The organism is Aliirhizobium cellulosilyticum, assembly GCF_014198105.1.
GTDB lineage: Bacteria > Pseudomonadota > Alphaproteobacteria > Rhizobiales > Rhizobiaceae > Neorhizobium > Neorhizobium cellulosilyticum.
Genome location: NZ_JACIGW010000010.1, coordinates 1 through 18518, shown reverse-complemented (window position 1 = coordinate 18518; position 18518 = coordinate 1). Strand labels below are relative to the sequence as shown.

General features: G+C 58.9%; 14 protein-coding genes. 4 read left to right on the top strand and 10 right to left on the bottom strand.

Annotated features, from left to right (window positions below):
* Window positions 1-80 precede the first annotated feature (80 nt).
* Window positions 81-1004 carry a LysR family transcriptional regulator gene (locus tag GGE33_RS24765; RefSeq protein WP_183829420.1) on the top strand — a complete coding sequence of 308 codons (924 nt, stop codon included), beginning with the start codon at window positions 81-83 and terminating at the stop codon, window positions 1002-1004.
* A 66-nt stretch (window positions 1005-1070) separates the two neighbouring features.
* Entirely contained in the window at window positions 1071-1307 is a 237-nt protein-coding gene (locus GGE33_RS24760) for an Lrp/AsnC ligand binding domain-containing protein (RefSeq protein WP_112506623.1), read from the top strand.
* A gap of 78 nt (window positions 1308-1385) precedes the next feature.
* Here the strand turns inward: GGE33_RS24760 and GGE33_RS24755 are convergent, their stop codons facing one another.
* The 3 genes from GGE33_RS24755 to purU all read right to left on the bottom strand — a co-directional run bounded on the left by GGE33_RS24755 (window position 1386) and on the right by purU (window position 5640).
* Window positions 1386-1583 carry a hypothetical protein gene (locus GGE33_RS24755; protein ID WP_148143694.1) on the bottom strand — a complete coding sequence of 66 codons (198 nt, stop codon included), beginning with the start codon at window positions 1581-1583 and terminating at the stop codon, window positions 1386-1388.
* A gap of 408 nt (window positions 1584-1991) precedes the next feature.
* Complete coding sequence (locus GGE33_RS24750) at window positions 1992-4670, bottom strand: aminotransferase class III-fold pyridoxal phosphate-dependent enzyme (protein WP_183829416.1); 2679 nt, start codon at window positions 4668-4670, stop codon at window positions 1992-1994.
* 85 nt (window positions 4671-4755) lie between these two features.
* Window positions 4756-5640, bottom strand: a complete 885-nt coding sequence (gene purU, locus GGE33_RS24745) for a formyltetrahydrofolate deformylase (protein ID WP_148143690.1) — start codon at window positions 5638-5640, stop codon at window positions 4756-4758.
* Between the two features lie 279 nt (window positions 5641-5919).
* Between purU and GGE33_RS24740 the strand changes: the two genes are divergently transcribed.
* Window positions 5920-6963 (top strand): glycoside hydrolase family 5 protein, encoded by a 1044-nt coding sequence (locus GGE33_RS24740; RefSeq protein WP_343062667.1) that lies wholly within the window; start codon window positions 5920-5922, stop codon window positions 6961-6963.
* Between the two features lie 561 nt (window positions 6964-7524).
* Here GGE33_RS24740 and GGE33_RS24735 read toward each other — a convergent pair.
* Both GGE33_RS24735 and epmA read right to left on the bottom strand, forming a co-directional pair.
* Complete coding sequence (locus tag GGE33_RS24735; protein ID WP_183829413.1) at window positions 7525-8571, bottom strand: lysine-2,3-aminomutase-like protein; 1047 nt, start codon at window positions 8569-8571, stop codon at window positions 7525-7527.
* Entirely contained in the window at window positions 8568-9632 is a 1065-nt protein-coding gene (epmA, locus tag GGE33_RS24730) for an EF-P lysine aminoacylase EpmA (protein WP_183829410.1), read from the bottom strand. Before epmA ends, GGE33_RS24735 begins: the two co-directional genes overlap by 4 nt.
* 162 nt (window positions 9633-9794) lie before the next feature.
* Between epmA and efp the strand changes: the two genes are divergently transcribed.
* Window positions 9795-10364, top strand: coding sequence for an elongation factor P (efp, locus tag GGE33_RS24725; protein ID WP_145643688.1), 570 nt, complete (start codon window positions 9795-9797; stop codon window positions 10362-10364).
* Between the two features lie 133 nt (window positions 10365-10497).
* On the opposite strand, the gene GGE33_RS24720 is transcribed toward efp, so the two are convergent.
* The 5 genes from GGE33_RS24720 to GGE33_RS24700 all read right to left on the bottom strand — a co-directional run bounded on the left by GGE33_RS24720 (window position 10498) and on the right by GGE33_RS24700 (window position 18156).
* A complete protein-coding gene (locus GGE33_RS24720) occupies window positions 10498-11943 on the bottom strand; it encodes an efflux transporter outer membrane subunit (protein WP_183829406.1) in 1446 nt (481 codons plus the stop codon).
* Window positions 11944-12055: 112 nt separating this feature from the next.
* The gene (locus GGE33_RS24715) at window positions 12056-15166 is read right to left on the bottom strand and encodes an efflux RND transporter permease subunit (protein WP_183829403.1); all 3111 of its coding nucleotides are present in this window, start codon (window positions 15164-15166) and stop codon (window positions 12056-12058) included.
* Between the two features lie 56 nt (window positions 15167-15222).
* Window positions 15223-16410, bottom strand: a complete 1188-nt coding sequence (locus GGE33_RS24710; protein ID WP_246436453.1) for an efflux RND transporter periplasmic adaptor subunit — start codon at window positions 16408-16410, stop codon at window positions 15223-15225.
* A gap of 153 nt (window positions 16411-16563) precedes the next feature.
* Window positions 16564-17166 (bottom strand): TetR/AcrR family transcriptional regulator, encoded by a 603-nt coding sequence (locus GGE33_RS24705; protein ID WP_183829400.1) that lies wholly within the window; start codon window positions 17164-17166, stop codon window positions 16564-16566.
* Between the two features lie 42 nt (window positions 17167-17208).
* A complete protein-coding gene (locus GGE33_RS24700; RefSeq protein WP_183829397.1) occupies window positions 17209-18156 on the bottom strand; it encodes a phosphoribosylaminoimidazolesuccinocarboxamide synthase in 948 nt (315 codons plus the stop codon).
* Window positions 18157-18518: the final 362 nt, after the last annotated feature.

The window sequence follows — 18518 nt, the reverse complement described above, 5'->3', positions numbered from 1 at the left end:
TTGTTTTGCACGACTTTACAGAGGCGATTTCGCGGTGAATATCGACATAAATTCATCAGGTCATTCACTGGAGGAATGACATGCTGCCGCCCAGACGCTTCCTTCCGTCCTTTTCGCTTCTTTCCGCCTTCGAAGCCGCCGCCCGTACCGGCAGCGTCACCGCCGCCGCCAACGAACTCGGCCTCACGCAAAGCGCCGTCAGCCGGCAGATCTCGGCGCTCGAAAAGCAGCTCGGCGTCGCGCTTTTCCTGCGTGAAAGGCAGACGATCCGGCTGACGCTTGCCGGAGATGCCTATGCGCGCGAAGTTCGCGAAGCACTCAGGCGTATCTCTAACGCCTCGCTCAATCTGAGGGCCAATCCGGCAGGCGGCACGCTCAACCTTGCCATCCTGCCGTTTTTCGGCACGCGATGGCTGACCCCGCGGATCGGAAAATTCCTCGACCAGCATCCCGGGATGGTGGTCAACCTGATCACTCGGCTGGAACCGTTCGATTTCCGCTTCGACACGCTCGATGCCGCGATCCATTTCGGGCAGGCGCGCTGGCCCGGTGCAGCACTGAGTTTCCTGATGGACGAACAGACGGTGCCGGCCTGCAGTCCCGAGTTCAAAAACCGATATCTGTTGGCAGAGCCTGCAGACCTGCTTCATGCACCGCTTTTGCATCTAAGCACGCGGCCGGATGCCTGGGAGCTGTGGCTGGGTCGAAACAATGTCCCGTTCGATACGGTGCATGGCATGCTGTTCGACCAGTTCACCACCATGGTCGAGGCAGCACGATCGGGGCTGGGGGCGGCGCTTTTGCCGCGTTTCCTGATCGAGCGGGAGCTGCAGGAAGGGCAGCTGGTTTTTGCCGCCGATGGGGAGCCGATGCCGACGGGACAATATTATCTCGCCTATATGCCGGATCGGGCGAGCTATCCGCCGCTCGCCGCTTTTCGTGACTGGATCGCTCGGGAGATCCGCTCTGATATGCTTGCACCGGCGGCAAGCATCGGCCAATAGTCGGTCAGCATTTTCGCGGCGTCGATAGCCGCTTCATCAGTCAGTCCATAAAGGCTAAGCGATCCCATGAAACCAATCTTCGTGCAGCTCCGTTGCAAGCCCGGCAAGACCTATGAGGTTGCCGACGCCATTTACAAGACGGAACTCGTCTCCGAGCTTTATTCCACCAGCGGCGAGTGGGATCTGCTCTTGAAAGTCTATATCAGCGACGAAGCCGAGATCGGCCGTTTCGTCAACGAAAAGATCGCCTGCATTCCGGGCATCGAGCGGTCGCTGACGACGATCACGTTTACGGCCTTTTGAGCCGGAATTCATCGATAGACCGCCAAAACAAAAGCCGCCTCGAGGGCGGCTTTTCTGCATCTGAGGACCGGGCACGGTTTATACGTGTGCGACCGGCGCCGAATTTCTCGATGCGACCAGTTTGCTGATCGCCAAGCGCACGTCGTCAGCCGAATCGAAACGCTGTTCGTCGAGGTCGATGACGTGGAACTTCACCGCGATGAATTTCAAACGGTCTTCATCCGGGATCACGATGCCGACGGGCTCGCCGGCGAATTTGATGACTTGCTTCTGCATGGGTAGACTCCCGTATTGGCTGCAGAGCATGCAGCGCAAAACGAATGATAATTTCAGGAACGAATTGAACCGGAAGCGTTACATTCGACAGCACGGAAGGGAGCAGCGATCCGTGCTATTCACATCGAGCGCATGCCGATCGAAGGCGATGACGCGTGTAATCTCAGACATGTCACTCCCTTTCTCAAGCGTTGCGCGATAACGTCAGAATCGATTTTCTGACCACCAATCACCCTAGCTGAAACGCGCCGGATGATCAACGAAATCCAATTTAAACAGAATATTTTTCTGCATGATGACAGGAGAAAGGCGATATTGTGAAATTACGTTCGCAATGCCGCCGGGTGCTCCAGCGAGCATAAGGTAGGTATCGATGACGTCCAGACAAGGGCAGGCCCAAGTTAAATTCTATTTCGGCGGAAGGCGCAGGACATTGCGAAGATGATCGAGGCACAGGTTGATGCTGGCCTCGCTGACGCACAGCGGAGGTGCGAGGATCAGCCTGCCGGAATGGTCGAGCTCGTGCAGGAGATGTCCGTCGAGAGCATCCCAGATTTCGATGTCTTCGCTCACGGGTTGTATTGACCACCATAATCCGCGGCCCTTGACCGCTTCGACGCGATCACTTTCTTCGGCAAGTTGTCGCAGGCCCTTTTCCAGAAGCTGGCCCATGGCCGACGCATTTGCCGTCAGGTTCTCCTCACGCAACACTGTCAGCGCCGCCAATGCGGTGGCGGCATCGACCGGAGAGACCGGATCTGCGAGCGGCGCAAGTGCTTCGGAAAGTTCCTCATTGCAGAACACGACAGACAGCCTGCCTCCATCGCAGCTGCCGGCCAGCAGAAAATCCGCTTTCATGTCTTCCTGCTGGGTGTTCCAGAGGTTTTCGCCCAGGCGGGCGTAGCCGGTGCGCGTTTCATCGACAATGATCAGCCGGCCGTTTTCCCGCGCTGATGTTATCTGCTCTGCTGCATAGACAAGGCCAGGGTGCGGTTCGATGATCAGAGGCGTGGCATACTCTTCCCGTTCTGCTTGCTCGCTTGCCACGGCATAGGAAACCTCCGCCTCGTCTTCCGATGATCCGTCGATTTCGTCCTCTGCGCTGTTCTCCTGATAGGCCGCGACCGCGGCCCTTTCCTCCGTCGTCTCCCTTGTTCGGGCAAGCTCAGTGATCGCTTCCCTCGCTGCATGCCGGTCCTGAAACAGCACGACATCTGTAAAGCCTGGCGGCGCAATATCCGCCAGCGTCTGCCTCAGCGCTTCCGCCTCGGCGCTTCCGTCGAAGGATGCGGTAAGGCGCAGATGCTGCTGATAGCTGGCAGCGGCGATCGATGGGTGCCCGTGGCCGATCAGAGGTGCCTTGCCGCTGAAATCGAGAACGGTGTGGCCGATCTCATCATAGATGAATTCATGCCATGCCCGCACCTCCCGGCCGGATATTGCTGCCGGTGCATCGCAATCGATCCCGAGAAGCGCCGAAGGCGATGGGGCGAGACGCCGCCACACTGCGACCTCGGACGGCCGGCAGAACAAGGGTGGATGGTTTTCGTGATCCCGCGAAAGCCTCAGGCGCAGCCCGCCGACTGCCCCGGAAGCACCCGCCACCGTGCCGAGCTGATCTCCCGGGCCAATTTCGGTTCCTTCTGTCAAGGCAGTTTCCATGCCTTCGACAAGCAGCGTCACGCTTTCGCCGCGAAGCGACAGTTGCGGAGACACCTGCACCACAATGCCCTTGAACGGGGCGATGAGTGCCGTTCCCGTCGGCAGGCAGATGTCGACATGCAGGGCAACATTCCGCGGTTCGGTCGCGGCCGCGTCAGGCTTGCTTCTCGACAGTCGATATTCGCCGTAACGGGTACTGCCCATGCCCGTCTCCCAGGCAGTGCGGGCCAGAAGCCGCCAGTCGCAATCGGGATCAGTCCAGTTACCACCCTGAAACAGCGGGCTTTTCGAGCTCAGGTCAACGAGCCTTATCTTCTCCGCTTCCAGTTCCGGCATAAGCAGGTTCAGATCGAGAGGTTCCGGTTCGATCCTGCATGCCTCCAGGATGCAGGCATGCATATATTCGGCGGGAACCGTCGAAGCATTGGCGAGGATCTGGCGACGTCCCCTGGCTTCCTCGGCGGCCGACTCGTCATCCGGGGCCTCGGCGTGGGTGTTTTCAGCAAGTGCTGCCGAAAACGCGATATCGGCGATAACGAGTGGCCAGAGCGCTTCCAGTTCGGCTGCATTCAGCGGATCGATCGCATGATAACCGGTCACGGCCGGCAGGATCGATGCCGGTTCTCCCCCTTGGCTGGCGAGGATGCGGGCACAGGTCTTGGCCAACGCCGAGACGTACCAGCTTCGTGAGAGGCCACCAAGATTGGTAATTCCTGTTGGATGCCAGTCGACGTCATCCGTCTCGCCGGTGAGATCGCCGGGGCCAAGATCCGGGATCACCAGACCGATGCGAAATTCCGCCGCCAGCGGATGAATGCGGCGCAGCGCGGACACCATGGCGCGGGCAATCATGTCGCGCGCCTCCTGGTCGGCTACCTTGGAAAGAAGCGAGACAGTGCGCGGGCCTGCCTTGCGCAAGTCGTCCTCATGCTCGCCGTTCCAGATCAGCGGATCGAAATCCTCGAGGCTTTTCACCAGGCTTGCCAGCAATGCGCCGATCTCGGCTGCGGTTTCCTCGGTCACATCGCGATCTTCTGGCGGCGGATCGCCATCAAGAGCCGTCAGCAAGCGTAAGACACGGGTCATGCCGCCGATCTCGGCCGTCAGCACTTCCGCCCCGGCCTTGGTGGCGACCGGTTCAGGCACCTGCGGCCCATCCGGACTGCGAGTGATATGGCGCATCACCTCGTGTTCGACGCGCAAAGCCTGCTCGTCCGCCAAATCCCTTATCTCGAGGAAATAACGCAGGTTGCCGTTATCGACGAGATATCCGAGCCCGTATTTTTCCTCTACCGGAAAGATCTGACCGGAGAGACCCCAATGGTCGCGCAACAGCGCCTCGATCGTATCCAGGGACACGTCATCGGCACGGTCGTCGTCAATGGCGGGGGTATCGAGTACTTCGGACGCTTCGTCGCCTGGCATTCTCACTCTCCGGTAAAACCTTGACGTGAGGATAGCGCAGGTAAACGCTGCGTCCATAGGGACTTTCAGCCTTTGCTTGTGCGATTTATCCCATGCGTTCGGATGCGTAGGAACCCGGGCTTGGCGGGAAGACGACGGTGCGGTTTCCGTTGATGAAAGTCCGGTGGTGGATATGCGCGTGGATGGCGCGCGCCAGCACCTGGCTCTCGACGTCGCGGCCAAGCGAAACATAGTCGTCCGGCGACTGTGCGTGGGTAACGCGCACCGTGTCCTGCTCGATGATCGGGCCTTCGTCGAGGTCGGCGGTGACGTAATGCGCCGTGGCACCGATCAGCTTCACACCGCGCTGATAGGCCTGTTTATAAGGGTTGGCGCCCTTGAAGCTGGGCAGGAAAGAGTGGTGGATGTTGATGATCCTGCCGGACATTTTGCTGCAGAGCTGGTCGGAAAGAACCTGCATGTAACGCGCCAGCACGACAAGTTCGGTGCCGCTCGTCTCGACAACTTCCATCAGTTGCGCTTCGGCCTGCGGCTTGTTGTCCTTCGTCACCTTGATGTGGTGGAAGGGAATGTCGTTGTTCACCACCAGTTTCTGGTAGTCGAAATGGTTGGAAACGACGCCGACGATATCGATCGGAAGCGCGCCGATCTTCCAGCGGTAGAGGAGATCATTCAGGCAATGGCCGAAACGGGATACCATCAGCAGAACCTTCATCCGGTCTGCCTGGTCGAAGACGTCCCAGTCCATGCCGAATTTCTCGGCGACAGGGGCGAAGCTGGAAAGCAGCGCGTCGCGCTCGGCGCCCTGTTCGGAAATGAAGCTCACGCGCATGAAGAATTTGCCGGTATCGAGATCGTCGAACTGCGAACTATCGATGATGTTGCAGCCCTTTTCGGCAAGGAAACCGGATATCGCGGCAACGATGCCGCGTGTGGATCGGCACGATACCGTCAGGACATAGTTTTTCATTCGTCGTCTCCCCTGCACTGCGCTTTCAGCAAATGCCCTATACGTGATGACAGCCGATGGAAACTGCGCGGGTTGTCCGGGTGCCGTTTTTCTTGCGCCTGTGACGCTTGCCATCGTCCTTCATCGCGTCACATTAGGCGCGGCGGTGCAAAATTCCGTTCCTATTGCGTCTTTCGCGGGCGCAGGACCGCCGTCAAACCATGTGAATGCTCTCGCCCGCCTATTAGCGATTTCATAATGTGCAGGTGCGAGGGTACCGCGCGATACCGGAGATGAAGTGTGAACAGACGCGTAGGATACAGAGCTTTTGCGCGGCGGCTTGCGGTTGCCCTTTCCTGTGTCGCTGTTGCGGCCGGCTCGGCACAATCGGCTGAGTGCATGAGAGGCATCAATCTCGCAGGCGCCGAATTCGGCAGTCTCGGTCAGGAATACGGCACGGGCTACATCTATCCTTCCGACAAGACGATCGCCTATTTCAAGAACAAAGGCTTTACCGGCGTTCGATTGCCCTTTCTCTGGGAACGCCTGCAGCCCAAGCTCTACGACAAATTCAACACCGCCGAATTGAAGCGGCTGCGTGCGACTGTGAAGGCCATCCGCTCCGCCGGCATGCAGGTGGTTCTCGATCCGCATAACTATGGACGCTATGAAGACCAGCTGATCGGCTCGGACGGGGTGCCGCAAAGCGCGTTTGCGGATTTCTGGCGACGGCTGGCCGCGACATTTGCAAGCCAGGACGGCGTCCTGTTCGGCTTGATGAACGAGCCTTACGGCATATCCGCAGAGGATTGGCTTTCGGCCGCCAACAGCGCGATATCCGCTATCCGGCAGACCGGTGCCGATAACCTGATCCTGGTGCCCGGCACCGCATGGACCGGTGCACATAGCTGGTCAGGTGGCGATTACGGCACGCCGAATGCCAACGTGATGACGGGCGTGACCGATCCTGCCAATAACTATGCCTTCGAAGTTCACCAATATCTGGATGTCGACTTTTCCGGCAAGAACGATGAATGCAGCCGTGCGGCCGATGCCGTGAAGGCCATCACCGATATGGGCGACTGGCTCGCCGCCCAGGGTCGCCGCGGGTTTCTCGGAGAATTCGCCGTCCCGACCATGCCGGCCTGCCAGCAGTCGCTCAAGGATATGGTGGCAGTGGTCGAAAGCCGGCCGGATGTCTGGCTCGGCTGGTCCTATTGGGCGGCCGGCGACTGGTGGAAACCATCCGAACCGCTCAACATCCAGCCGACCGACACCGGCGACCGCCCGCAGATGCAGACGCTGCAAGGCTATTTTGCTGATCGAAAGATTTGTGGCGGGTGAGCGCAGCGAAAGGTTGGGTGCGGGTTTCGCTTCATCCGGGGGACGTTTCAGCCCTCCTCCTCAACAAAACCAATCCCTTGCACAAAACTTCATCCCCGCCCTCCCAACCTGTGCCTACAATCACCGCGTTCCGTCACGGATACACCGGCAGTCGTGCCGGCGAGACGGGACCGGCACTGGTGGTGGAGAGAGGACGTAAATCTCCACCACCGGGGTCCGCGGAAAATGGTCTCCCTCCGGCGACACGGGGGAAGCGGTAAGGTTTCGGACAGACCTGCCGCTTCTGATGCCCGAATGGCGCGTCGGATGTGCCTGTGCGGCACACATGGTGGCTTCAGGAATGGTCTAGCAGGGCGCTCAAGTCCGTCCGCGAAAGCGGAAAACCCGGTGCAAAAGGATCATCCCGAAAAGTGACGGCAGAGAGACCGGAGTCGCGGATAAAAACTGCCGAACGGGGCGCTGAGAGGTGTCACCTATAAACTAAACTTACGAGGCAGCTTTCAGCGCCCCGTCCGAATTTGCGAATTCCTGAAATCGCTAAGGGCTTACTGCGTCCTGATCCTATTGCGGCGGATACCGATGTTCTGCGCCGCGGAAATCGCTCACCGAATAACAGCCGCCCTCGCCACGCACGGCATTTTCCCCAATCATCGCCTTGCCGTGGCCGCCTGGAATATCCAGCACATAGGTCGGTTGGCAGAGGCCGGAAATGTTGCCGCGCAGGGCGGAAACGATCTTCTGGCCTTCCGCGATATCCAGACGGAAATGGCCGGTGCCGGGCGCAAGGTCGGGGTGATGCAGGTAATAGGGCTTGATCCGCGTCTCGACAAAGGCCTTCATCAGGTCTCCCAGCACGGCCGGATCGTCGTTAATACCCTTCAGAAGCACGGTCTGGCTCACCATCGCAAAACCGGCATCGACAAGCCTTGCGGAGGCGGCACGCGCTTCGACCGTCATCTCGCGCGGATGGTTGGCGTGAAGCGCCACATAGACGGTCTTGCCGCTCTCCTTCAGCGCCGCAATCAGCGCCTCGTTGATCCGGTCAGGCTCGACGACGGGCACGCGCGTATGAAATCGGACGATCTTCACATGCTCGATGGCGGCAAGCCCGCGCATGATTTCGGCCAGCCGGCGCGGAGACAGGACCAGCGGGTCACCGCCGGTCAGGATGACCTCCCAGATTTCCGGATGATCGCCGATATAGGCAAGGGCTGCCGCCAGCTCCTCGGGTGCCAGCGTGCCGTCTCCCTGCGGCCCCACCATCTCGCGGCGAAAACAGAAACGGCAATAGACCGGGCAGATATGCACGGCCTTCAACAGAACGCGGTCGGGATAACGATGCACGATGCCCTTGACCGGGCTGTGCGCGGCATCGCCGATCGGATCTTCGCGCTCTTCCGGTGTCGTCACCAGTTCGGCCGCATCAGGCACGAATTGCCGCGCGATCGGATCGGTAGCGTCCGTGCGGTCGATCAGCGACACCACGGACGGCGTGAGCGCGATCGCATAATGTTCGGCAACAGAGCGGATCGCGTCGAGCCCTTCGGGCGCAACAAGCCCGGCAGCCTGCAGCTCGTCCGGCGTCTTTAATGAACGGGCAGCGCTCAAGAATGCACCTCCGCCACCGGCGCCCACATGACCTGGTCTATCCGCGTCGCACCCGTCGCCAGCATGGCCAGCCGGTCGAAGCCCAAAGCAGCACCGCTCGCTTCGGGCATCACAGCCAAAGCCGCCAGAAAATCCTCGTCGATCGGATAGGCTTCGCCGTAGATGCGGGCTTTCTCAGCCATCTCATGCTCGAAACGGCGGCGCTGCTCGCCGGCATCGGTCAGCTCGCCGAAGGCATTGGCCAGCTCTACGCCGCAGGCATAAAGCTCGAACCGTTCCGCCACGCGTGGGTCACGGGCAGACGGGCGGGCCAGCGCCGCCTCGCAGATCGGGTATTCGCAGAGGATCGTCGCACGATCCTGTCCCAGATGCGGCTCGATCTTGTCGACCAGAACCTTGCTGAAAAGGTCGGCCCAGCTGTCGTCTTCGGCAACGCGCATTCCGGCGTTGCGCACGAGCGCGGCAAGCAGATCGCGATCTGTCTCGCCGGATGCGGCAACCGAGGCCAGGAGATCGATGCCGGCAAAGCGGTCGAAAGCTTCGGCAAGCGTCAGTCGCTCCGGCTCGGCAAACGGATCGATCTCCATGCCGCGGAAGGAGAAGCGCTTCGTGCCGGTCGTTTCTGCGGCAAGTTTCAGCATGTCAGCGCAATCCGCCATCAGCTGCTCGTAGGCCTCGTCGACGCGATACCATTCGAGCATGGTGAATTCGGGATGGTGCAGCGGTCCGCGTTCACGGTTGCGATAGACATGCGCGAAGGTGAAGATATGGGTCTCGCCGGCTGAGAGCAGCTTCTTGGCGGCAAATTCCGGCGACGTGTGCAGGTAAAGCGGGGCCGCCTCGCCGTCGATTGTCAGGGCTTCGGTTGCAAAAGCATGGAGATGCGTCTCGTTGCCGGGCGATACCTGCAGCGTCGCCGTATCGACCTCGATGAAATCACGCGAGGAGAAGAAAGCTCTCAGCGCCGTCAGCACCCGGTTGCGGCCAATCAGGAAGGGCCGGCGGTCGGCATGGCTGTTCTTGGTCCACCAGGGGAATGTGGAGACGCCGGGATGGTTCATGGACGAAGCTTTCTCGCCTTGTCGGGCAATGTCAGCCAATGCCGGGGCTGGCTATTTGGCGGATTTTGCGTTAGTTGCGCCGGCAAGGAAACCTGAAAAGCATCTCTACGGCCGTTTCGCCAGTCATCTACGACGTGGCCGGTCGAGTTACAAGGAACTCTTATGGTCAAGGTCATCGCCTCTTCCGTCCGCAAGGGCAACGTCATCGATGTCGACGGCAAGCTCTATGTCGTTCTCACCGCTGAAAACTTCCATCCCGGCAAGGGCACGCCTGTTACCCAGGTCAACATGCGCCGCATCGTCGATGGCGTGAAGGTGTCGGAGCGCTGGCGTACGACGGAACAGGTCGAGCGCGCCTTTGTCGAAGACGTCAACCATCAGTTCCTTTATGAAGATGGCGAAGGCTTCCACTTCATGAACCCGGAAAACTACGACCAGATCGTCGTCGACGCCGACACGATGGGCGATCAGAAGGCCTATCTGCAGGAAGGCATGGTCTGCATCCTGTCCATGCACGAAGGTGTCGCGCTTGCCCTGCAGCTGCCGCGTCACGTCATTCTCGAAATCACCGAGACCGAACCGGTCGTCAAGGGCCAGACGGCTTCGTCGTCCTACAAGCCGGCCATGCTGTCCAACGGCATCCGCACCGCTGTTCCGCCGCATATCGATGCCGGCACCCGCGTCGTTATCGCCACGGAAGACAATTCCTACGTCGAGCGCGCCAAGAACTAAGAAATTTGCCGGGGCATCGTCCCCGGCCTTCATAACGGCATTAAAAAACCTCCGAAGCTTGTGCTCCGGAGGTTTTTTGTTGTGTCCGATAAAGAGAAGAAGCAAGGCCGGCGAACCGACCTCGATCCCGGCGTCAGTCCTTGACGACCTTGGCAGAAGCAACTTCCGTCTTGGCCGTTGAGCCGACTGCATAACCGCCACCGATCGCGACGTTGAGCGAGACGTAGTTCTGCGCCATCTGCTGCACGGCCTGAGCAAGGTTTGCCTGCGAGTCGGAGACCTGGCGCTGCGCATCGAGAACGTCGAGCAGTGAAGAGGCGCCGTCGCGGTAGCTGGCGGTCGCAAGCTCAAGGGCTTCCTGATAGGACTTCACGGTTGCGCGCAGGGCAGCAACGGTGCGGCCATCGCGGGAAACCGCAGCCAGAGCGTTTTCAACTTCCTCAACTGCGCCCAGAACCGTCTGCTTCCAGGAGAGATAGGCTTCGCGTGCAGCCGATTCGTTCGACTTGACGTTTGCCTTCAAAGCACCGCCATCGAAAATCGGCAGCGAAAGCGAAGGACCGAAGGACCAAGACAGAATGCCCGAGTCGTTACCCAACACCTTGGAATAGGAAGGTGTGATCGAACCGCCAAGCGAGATCGAGGGGTAAAGCTGGGTTTCTGCAACGCCGATGCGGGCGGTTGCGGCTGCCAGTTGGCGTTCGGCGGCGCGAACGTCCGGACGGTTGCGGATCAGGTCTGCCGGCACACCCGACTTCGGGCTGAAGCGCGCAACCGGCTGGCGTGCGCCACGCTGCAGGTCTGCGATCAGCGAGGATGCCGGCAGGCCGAGCAGGGTCGCAATGCGATGTGCTGCCTGACGGAACTGGGTCTCGAGACCCGGCAAGGTCGACAGGGTGGAGTTGACCAGACCTTCGGCCTGAACGACATCCAATCGCGATGCAGCGCCGGCTTCGAGCTGAAGCTTGGTGAGGTTCAACGTCTCGCGGCGTGAATCAAGGTTTGCGCGGGTCAGCGCGATGCGTTCCTGATAATAACGAACGTCGATATAAGCGCCTGCAACAGCAGAAAGCAGCGTCAAACGCGCGACGTCGACGCTTGCATAGCTGGCGTCGAGATCCGCAAGTGCTGCTTCCCTGGAGCGGGCGTAGAGGCCGAAGAGATCGAGGAACCAGGAGGCGGTCGGGCCACCGGAAGCAGAATTCTGCTCGGCGAGCGAGGTGGCGCCTGGGTTACCGCCGAGCCTGCTGGCACCGCTGCGTCCGGCCTGTGCGCTCAGGTCGAGCGACGGAAGTCCGCCGGCGCCGGCGCTGATGACGGCTGCCTGTGCCTGATTGATACGTTCCAGAGCCTGGAGCACGTCGAGGTTCTGCGAGAGACCCTGGTTGACGTAACCATTCAGGCGTGTGTCGGAGAATGCTGTCCACCAGGCATTCTTGGCAACGTCACCATTGCTCGTCGCAGATCCTTCGGCGAACTTTGCCGGAAGCGAAATCTGCGGTGCAGTATGGTCAGGACCAAGTGTGCAGCTGGACAGCAGTAGCAATACGAGGGGGGCGGCTGCGCGAGTGGAAATCATATTTTTGTCCCAAAGCCCTTACTTACAAGCCCGCGTGTGTCGGGGCCGACATCATTGAATTGGCGACCGTAATCCGAATCGGTGACAGAATGCCACCAACTGGTAAACGGATTTAGATAGTTGTCTCCTGTTTTTCACGTTTTGATAACTGCCTGACGACAACAAAAAACGTCGGAACGAAGAAAATTCCGAGGAGTGTTGCAGAAAGCATACCACCCAGCACGCCAATACCGATTGCATTCTGCGCGGCAGAGCCTGCACCCGTCGCAATCGCCAGTGGTACGACACCCAGGATGAAGGCAAGCGAGGTCATGATGATCGGGCGAAGCCGAAGTCTTGCGGCTTCCAGCGTCGCTTCGATCAGGCCCATGCCGGTCGCCTGCCGGTCCTTGGCGAATTCGACGATCAGGATCGCGTTCTTCGCCGCCAGACCTATGGTCGTCAGCAGGCCGACCTTGAAATAGACGTCGTTCGACTGGCTTGCCAGATAGGCTGCGGCGAGAGCACCAAGCACGCCGATCGGTACCGCAAGGATGACCGAGAACGGGATCGACCAGCTTTCATAAAGCGCTGCGAGGCAGAGGAATACGATCAGGACCGACAATGCGTAGAGCATCGGTGCCTGTGAACCAGACAGACGTTCCTGGTAGGAAATCCCCTGCCATGCGACGGTGTAGCCACCCGGCAACTCGGTTACCAAGCGTTCCAGCTCATTCATAGCCTCGCCGGTGCTCACGCCGGGTTTGGTCGAACCTTCCAGCGACATCGCGCTGGTGCCGTTGTAACGAGCAAGCTGCGGCGTTCCGTTAACCCAGTCCAGCTTGCTAAACGAAGAGAAAGGCACCATTTCGCCATCGGTATTGCGGGCATACCAGTATTTGAGGTCGTCGGGCTGCATGCGGTAAGGCGCATCACCCTGAACATAAACCGGCTTCAGCTCGTTATCGAGGGTGAAGTCATTGACGTCACGTCCGGCAAAGATCGTCGCGAGCATCGAGTTGACAGCCGCGAGATCGACGCCCATGGCGCCGAGCTTTTCCTGATCGAGCAGGATCTTCAGCTGGGTCTCGCTGCGCTGGTTGTTGCTGCGGAGCGAACTGATGATCGGGTTTGTCGCACTTTCGCCGATCAATTGCTGCGAGACCTGGGTCAGCGCGTCATTGCCGTTATTGCCGCTGTCTACCAGATAGGCGGAGAAGCCGCTGGAATTGCCCAGCCCCTGGATTGCGGGAGGAAGCAGGGCAAATACCTGTGCATCGCGAAGGGTGAAGAAATGTCCCTGCGCGCGCTGCAGAACTTCCGCCGCAGACTGGCCCACACCTTCACGCGCCGAGAAGTCGCGAAGCTTGGTGAAGACGATGGCGTTGTTCTGGCCCGTGCCGCTGAAGCTGAAACCGAGTGCGCCGAAGACCGCATCGACATTATCCTTCTCCTTTTCGAGGAAGTAGGATTCCACCTGCTTGACGACTTCTTCCGTGCGCGCCGTCGTGGAGCCGACCGGCGTCTGGATGATCGTCATCAGAACACCCTGGTCTTCCTGGGGAAGGAAGGAGCTCGGCAGTCTGGTGAACAGCAAGGCGCAGCCGCCGACGATCAGCGCAAATAGCAGCATGACGCGCAACGGACGCTTCAGAAGATAACCGATCGTACCGACATAACCGTTCGTCGTCTTGTCGAAGCCATTGTTGAACTTCGCGCCGATGCCGCTTTTCTTTTTGGCGTGGTCGATCGGCTTCAGCATCGTGGCGCAAAGTGCTGGCGTCAGCACGATGGCGACGACAGCAGACAGAAGCATGGCCGAAACGATCGTGACCGAGAACTGTCGGTAGATAATGCCCGTCGAGCCACCGAAGAAGGCCATGGGAATAAACACGGCGGTCAGAACCAGTGCGATACCGATGATCGCCCCGGTGATTTCATGCATCGACTTCTCGGTCGCCTCGAGCGGCGAAAGACCTTCCTCGTCCATGATGCGTTCGACATTCTCGACGACAACAATCGCGTCGTCGACCAGAAGCCCGATCGCCAGAACCATGGCGAACATCGTCAGTGTGTTGATCGAATATCCCGTCAGGGCAAGGATGCCGAACGTCCCGAGAAGCACGACGGGTACCGCAATCATCGGAATGAAGGTGGCGCGCAGGTTCTGAAGGAAGACGAGAAGAACGACGAAGACGAGAACGATCGCTTCGATCAGCGTGTGAACGACCTTTTCGATCGACAGTTTGACGAAGGGGGTCGTGTCGTAGGGGTAGGTGATCTCGACGCCATCCGGCAGCGATCCTGCGACTCGATCCAGTTCGGCCTTCACGCGGGCTGCCGTATCGAGCGCATTGGCGCCGGTTGCAAGGTTAACGGCAAAACCGGCTGCCGGCTTGGTGTTGGAACGCGAACTGCCGCCATAGGACTCCTGGCCGATCTCGACGCGGGCCACATCACTTAGACGAACCGTTGCGCCGTCCTGCTCGACTTTCAGAATGATGCGTTCGAATTCGTCGACGGTGGTCAGCTGGCTCTGCGCTGTCATGGTGACCGTCAGCTGCTGGCCTTCCGTCACCGGCTGGGCGCCAAGCGAACCAACAGAAACCTGGGTGTTCTGTGCCTCGATGGCGGAGGTCACGTCGGCCGCGGTCAACTGGTATTTCTGCAGCTTGAACGGATCGAGCCAGACGCGCATGGCATAACCGGAGCCGAAGACATTGATGCTGCCGACACCTTCGAGCCGCTGGACCTGATCTTCGATCGAGGTCGCGAAAATATCGCCGAGATCGACAGAGCTGCGCTTGCCGTCTTCTGAAACGAGTGCGCCGACCATGAGAATGCTCGATGTCGAGCGGGTGACCGAGATGCCCTGGCTCTGGACGACATCCGGCAATTGCGACTGTACCAGCTGAAGCTTGTTCTGTACCTGGACCTGGGCGATGTCTGGCATGATGCTGTTGCCGAAGGTCAGCGTGACACTGGCGCTGCCCGTCGAGGATGACGAGGTCATGTAGGTCAGGTCATCAAGGCCGGTCATGCCGTCCTCGATGATGCTGGTCACCGACTTTTCGACCGTTTCGGCACTAGCGCCATTATATGTTGCGCTGATGCGCACGGTCGTCGGGGCGATATCGGGATATTGCGAGATCGACAGCGTGGTGATGGCAAGTGCGCCACCCAGCATGATGACGATTGCGATGACCCAGGCGAAGACAGGCCGCCGAATGAAGTAATGCGCCATTTCGAAATTCCTTGCCGCGTTTTGGGGCCGCGTTTACGGGCGAGCGTCAGCCGTTCCTACTTCTGGGGCTTTGCTTCATCGACTTTCGGCTCTTCGACCACGAAACCCTGGTCGTTGACCGTTGCCTCGACTGCTTGAACCGGTGCGCCATCGGCGATCCACTGGAAGCCGTCGACGATGAGGCGGTCACCATCGGCGATGCCGTCGGTCACAAGCCAGTTGTTGCCAGAGGATTTGCTGGTGGTGAAGGTGCGGGTCTCGACCTTGTTGTCAGCCGTGACGAACTTTGCCGAAAGTTCGCCACGGGCATTACGCGTCGCGGCTCTCTGTGGAATGAGATACCCGTTCTCGGTGCCGACGGTAACGGTCGCACGAACATACATGCCCGGCAGGATAATGTGATCGGGATTGTCGAATATGGCACGGATCTGGTAGGTTCCTGTGGTCTCGCTGACGGCAAGTTCCGCCATGTTCAGCTTGCCGTTATGGTCGTATTTCGTCCCATCTTCGAGCATCAGGCTGATATCTGCCGTGCGAGGATCGCCGTGAAGACGGCCCGAAGCAACAGCCGCGCGCAGTTCCAGGAGATTGGTGCTGGAATCGATAAGGTCGATATAGATCGGGTCGATATTGCGCAAAGTGGTCAGCGCGGTGGTCTGGTTGGCCGTGACGATATTGCCGATGCTGACGGTCGAGATCGTCGTCAGGCCATCGAACGGCGCACGGATCTTGGTGAAGTCGAGATCGATCTGGGCCGAGTTCAAGGCCGCCTTGGCAGATTCAACATCGGCTTCGGCCTGCAGCAGCGTCACCTTGGCATTTTCATACTCGATCTGGGTCGCGCCGCTGTTCACCAGGCGTTCGTAACGGGTCATGTTTGCCTGGGCTGCAGGAATGCTGACCTGAGCCTTCTGCAGCGCAGCCTGCGCCTGGGCGACTGCTGCGGCATAGGTGTCGTCGTCGATCTGATAAAGAACCTCGCCGGCCTTGACCTCGCTTCCTTCCTTGAAGGTGATCTCGCTAATGGCGCCGGTGACGCGCGGACGGATCTCCGTGGTCTGGAATGCGACGGCCCGGCCCGGAAGCACGTTGGTGATCGGACGGTCGGTCTTCTTCATCACGACGACGCTGACGGGTGACGCCGGCTTCTGCGGGCTTTGGCCTGCTGATTGCTGTCCCTGATCACTGCAGGCAGAAAGCGCAGTTGCAAGGAAGAGTGGAAGCACCAGTTTGCGAAGGTTCATGATTCTTTTCCAGACGCTGAGGCGTGAAGGATATCTCGATTGCCGTCTTTGGGGACGAAGGCGGCAATTAGCCGGCAGGATACCGGCAGAACTAGGGCGCAGACATGAGGAGTCACGTCCGCTCGCTCGAAAAGTGACGTAATTTAATTTCCATCACTTTGCAAGCGGGTTTCGAAGGGCTGCATTGGCAAGGTCAACGAGACCACTCAGCCGCTCGTCCAGCTCAGCCTGCGTTTCGTGAATAAGAAATATAGGATGAAGAACACTGGCAAAAGACGCAGCGACGTAGCGGCTCGTTTTGCGGCTATCGGCGCAATGATAAACGCCGGCATTGACGCCATCCTGAATAAGATTGAAGAAAAGATCCTCGATGAGCTGCTTGTAATGAAAGCCGCTCTCCAGCTCGGTCTGCGTCACGAGAAAGATCATTTCAAGGAAGAATGCGTTCTCGCGAATATCTTCCATATGGGCCTGCATCAACCGGCGGACTACGAGCCCGAGCTTTTCAGGCGGCGGAGCAGGTGTGTCGACCGTGTTGAAACGGCCGATCATGTGAGTGATGTGACGATCACAAATGGCGTCTATCAGCGCCGTCTTCGAACTGAAGTGCTTGAACACGTTGGCCGGCGACATGCCTAGTTCATGGGCAATGTCGGCGATGGACGACTTGCCGATGCCCCGTTCGCGGAAAAGGGCATCGGCAGTCCGCAAAATATCCTCGCGTGTTTCTTCAGCTTTGCGGCGCGGTTTTCGCACGCTTAAGTCCTCGTTGTTTTACCTCGATAAACGGGCGGAGCCCTATTTCACGAAATAGGGCGCAAGATTGGTGCGGATACGCTGTAATACCGTTTCGCCATTCCGGTCAGGAACGAAGGGCGTGCCGGTGATCATTTCGAAGGCGTGCCGGTAGACGGACGACGTTTCCTCGATGAGGTCCGAGGGAATGGGTGGGAGTTCATCCTTATAGGGGTCACAGCGCTCCACGACCCAGGCCCGAACAAAGTCCTTGTCGAAGCTTTTCGGACGTCCGCCGGTGCGAAAAGCCTCATCATAACTGTCGGCGATCCAGTAACGGCTGCTATCGGGCGTATGGATTTCGTCAGCCAGAATGATGGTGCCGTTGGCATCGGTGCCGAATTCATATTTCGTGTCGACGAGGATAAGGCCGCGTTTTGCTGCAATCTCCTGGCCACGCGCGAAAAGAGCGAGCGCATAGGTCGAAAGTGTCTGCCATTGCTCTGCTGTCAGCAGGCCCTGATCGATAATGTCTCGGGGTGAGAGCGGCTCGTCATGGCCGCCATCGAAGGCCTTGCTGGTCGGAGTGATCACCGGTTCGGGAAGCACCTGATTATCCTTCAGGCCATCGGGCAGGTTCAGTCCATAGATGTTGCGCTCACCTTTCTTATAAAGGGTGAGAAGCGAGGTGCCTGTCGTGCCGGCCAGATAACCACGCACGACGATCTCGACCGGCAGAATATCGAGACGCTTGCCGACTACGACATTGGGATCCGGGTAGGCGATAACATGATTGGGGCAGATGTCCTTGGTCACCTCGAACCAGTAGCGGGCGGTCTGGGTCAGGACATGGCCCTTATCCGGAATGCAGGTAATGATGCGATCGAAGGCGCTCAGGCGATCCGTGGCAATGATGATACGTTCCCCGCTCGGCAGGTCGTAATTTTCCCGCACCTTGCCGCGATAATATTTGGGCAATTCGGCAATAAAAGCTTCTTCCAAGACGCGCACGATGATCGCTCCGAAAACGGCCAAGAGGGCCAGGGTCTCTATAAAGGGTGCTTTCGCTATCGCATGTTTCGCCTTTTCGGCACAAGGATATTGCGGCCTTATGGTCCAGCTGCCGCCCCGGGGAGATCCATCGTCGAATTCCTCCTGGTTAAAGGCTGGTGAATCCCGGAGGATCTCGCAAAAATGCATAAATCTATTTAAAATCAATATCTTGTAATTTTTTTGAAGTTTTTGCGACTGGGCGTGTTGACTTGAAAAAGGTGTTCCGACTATAACCCGCTCACTGACGAGGGCGGCGGCGCTGCTAGCGACGAAGCTTCTCGTTCTAAAGAAAACCACTAAAGATTGGCATTTGCTGATTG